This is a genomic window from Streptomyces kebangsaanensis (assembly GCF_001906585.1).
In the GTDB taxonomy this organism is placed as follows: domain Bacteria; phylum Actinomycetota; class Actinomycetes; order Streptomycetales; family Streptomycetaceae; genus Streptomyces; species Streptomyces kebangsaanensis.
In genome coordinates this window covers 176,392-179,164 of the sequence record NZ_JUJA01000163.1, presented here as the reverse complement: position 1 = coordinate 179,164, position 2,773 = coordinate 176,392, and the positions used below count along the sequence as shown (strand labels likewise).

Annotated in this window: 2 protein-coding genes; both read left to right on the top strand. The window is 75.7% G+C overall.

Features of this window, described 5'->3' with window-relative positions:
* The coding region (locus tag RH94_RS39105; RefSeq protein ID WP_234426188.1) for a cysteine protease StiP domain-containing protein at positions 1–1,935 on the top strand (1,935 nt) is incomplete at its 5' end.
* Entirely contained in the window at positions 1,935–2,750 is an 816-nt protein-coding gene (locus RH94_RS32525; RefSeq protein WP_073951918.1) for an HAD family hydrolase, read from the top strand. The genes RH94_RS39105 and RH94_RS32525, both read left to right, overlap by 1 nt.
* Positions 2,751–2,773: the final 23 nt, after the last annotated feature.

Here is a 2,773-nt window from a genome sequence, read left to right as displayed (position 1 = left end):
GAGGCCGGGCCGGCCGAGGCCGGCCCGGCGGTACCGGAGCGGGCGGAGCCGACGGCGGATGTGCCCGGCCCGGCGGAGCCGGCCGGGGCGGCACGGTGCGGGGCCGCACCGGAGGCCGTGCCGGCCGGGACGGGGCCGGAGGCGCCCGGGGCCGGGGGCAGGGCGTCGGGGGCAGCGGTGTCCGCGCGGCCGGAGACGCCGGCGGACGCGCCGGGCCGGGCGGAGCCGGCCGTTCCGGGGCAGCGCGTCCGCGGCCGGGTCGCGCGGGTCGATCTGGGCTGGCCGCGGGGCGTGCCCGACGGGGGGCGACACGGTTTCACGCCCGGTCACCGGGAGCGGCTGGAGCGGGCGCTGCCCGGCATGGCCGCCCGGGTGGCCGAGGCGCTGCCCGGAGGGGCGCGGCGGGTGCTCGTGCTCGGGTTCGAGGAGCTGATGTACGCGCCGCTCAGGCTGGCCCGGGAGGTCGAGCGGCTCGTGGCGGCCGAGGTGCGGTACTCCACCACCACCCGCTCGCCCGTGCTGGCCGTGGACGACCCCGGCTACGCGATCCGCACCCGGCTGGTCTTCGACGCGCACGACGACCCGGCCGACGGCCCCGGCGAGCGCTACGCCTACAACGTGGCCGGCGGCGGCTTCGACGCCGTGGTCGCCGTCGTCGACTCCGTGGCCGACACCCCCGAACTGCGCGCGCCCACCGGCCTGCTGGCCCGGCTCGCCGCACACACCCCGCACGTCCTGCTCGCGGTCGTGCCCTCGTACGTCCCCGAAAGGCCCCCGATGCTGCCCGAGCCCCTCCGCGGCCCCGCCTTCTCCTCCTACGCGCCCGACGAGGTCGGCTGGCTGCTGCAGGACCTGTCGGACGTGACGCTGGAGGCGCCGACCGAGGAGCGCGAGGAGGCGATCCAGAGCGGCGGCGCGCACTACGCGGAGTCGCTGCCGGTGGAGTACCAGCCGAGCGAGCAGTACCAGGAGCTGTTCCACGCGGCCCTGACGGCCTCCGCCGCGCGGATCGCCCAGGCCGTCGGCGTGGTCACCGAGACGGTCCTCGCCGAGCGGACGCCGAGGCCCGTCCTCGTCTCGCTCGCCCGGGCCGGCACCCCGGTCGGCGTGCTGATGCGCCGCTGGGCCCGGTTCCGGCACGGCCTGGACCTGCCGCACTACGCAGTGTCGATCGTGCGCGGCCGCGGCATCGACGCCAACGCGCTGCGCTGGCTGGCCGCCCACCACGACCCCGTCGACGTCGTCTTCGTCGACGGCTGGACCGGCAAGGGCGCCATCACCCGCGAACTCATACAGGCGATACGGGAGTTCGAGGAGCGCGAGGGCGTCGGCGGGTTCGACCCGGAGATCGCGGTGCTGGCCGACCCCGGCTCGTGCGTGCGCACGTACGGCACCCGGGAGGACTTCCTCATCCCCTCCGCCTGCCTCAACTCCACCGTCTCCGGCCTGATCTCACGCACCGTCCTGCGCGCGGACCTGGTCGGCCCGCACGACTTCCACGGCGCGAAGTTCTACCGCGAACTCGCCCACGCCGACCTCTCGAACGTCTTCCTCGACGCCGTCACCGCCCGCTTCACCGAGGTCACGGACGCCGTCGGCACCGCGGTCAAGGAACTGCTGTCCGCCGACCGCGCCCCCACCTGGGAGGGCTGGGCGGCCGTCGAGCGGATCAGCGAGGAGTACGGCATCCACGACGTGAACCTCGTCAAGCCGGGCGTGGGCGAGACCACGCGCGTGCTGCTGCGCCGGGTGCCGTGGAAGATCCTGGCGCGGCCCGGGGGCGGCGCCGACCTGGACCACGTACGCCTGCTGGCCGAGCAGAGAGGGGTCCCGGTCGAGGAGGTCGGCGAACTGCCGTACAGCTGCGTGGGGCTGATCCATCCCCGCTACACGCGCGGGGCGACCGGCGCCGACGGCAGGGCGGTGACCCGCTGATGCCGGTGCTGGTGGCGAGCGACCTGGACCGTACGCTCATCTACTCCTCCGCCGCCCTGGCGCTGACCATGCCGGACGCGCGGGCGCCGCGGCTGCTGTGCGTGGAGGTGCACGAGAGCAGGCCGCTGTCCTACATGACCGAGACGGCGGCCCGGCTGCTGACCGACCTCGCCGACACCGCGGTGTTCGTGCCGACCACGACCCGCACCCGCAAGCAGTACCTGCGCATCAACCTGCCGGGCCCGGCGCCGGAGTACGCCATCTGCGCCAACGGCGGCCACCTGCTGGTGGACGGCGTCTCGGACGCCGACTGGCACCGGCGGGTCACCGACCGGGTGGCCGGCGAGTGCGCCCCGCTCACCGAGGTGCGGGAGCATCTGCTGCGGACCGCCGACCCGGCCTGGGTGCGCAAGCACCGCGTCGCCGAGGACCTGTTCGCCTACCTCGTCGTCGAGCGTGAACTCCTGCCAGGGGACTGGGTGAAGGAGCTCGCCGTCTGGGCGGAGAACCGGGGCTGGACGGTCTCCCTGCAGGGCCGCAAGCTCTACGCCGTCCCCAAGCCGCTCACCAAGAGCGCGGCCGTCCGTGAGGTCGCCCGCCGCACCGGCGCCGACCTCGTCCTCGGCGCCGGCGACTCGCTGCTGGACGCCGACCTGCTGCTGGCCGTGGACCGCGGCTGGCGGCCCGGCCACGGCGAACTCGCCGACACCGGCTGGACGGCCCCCGGCATCACCGCCCTGCCCGAGCGCGGGGTGATCGCCGGGGAGCGGATCACGCGCGAGTTCATCAGGGCCGCGGCCCGGACGTCCCAGTAGGACAGAACCGGCGGGCCCACCCC

Excerpts from the sequence above, each read along its gene's own strand:
- RH94_RS32525 (WP_073951918.1), top strand. The coding sequence starts at position 1,935 with ATGCCGGTGCTGGTGGCGAGCGACCTGGACCGTACGCTCATCTACTCC.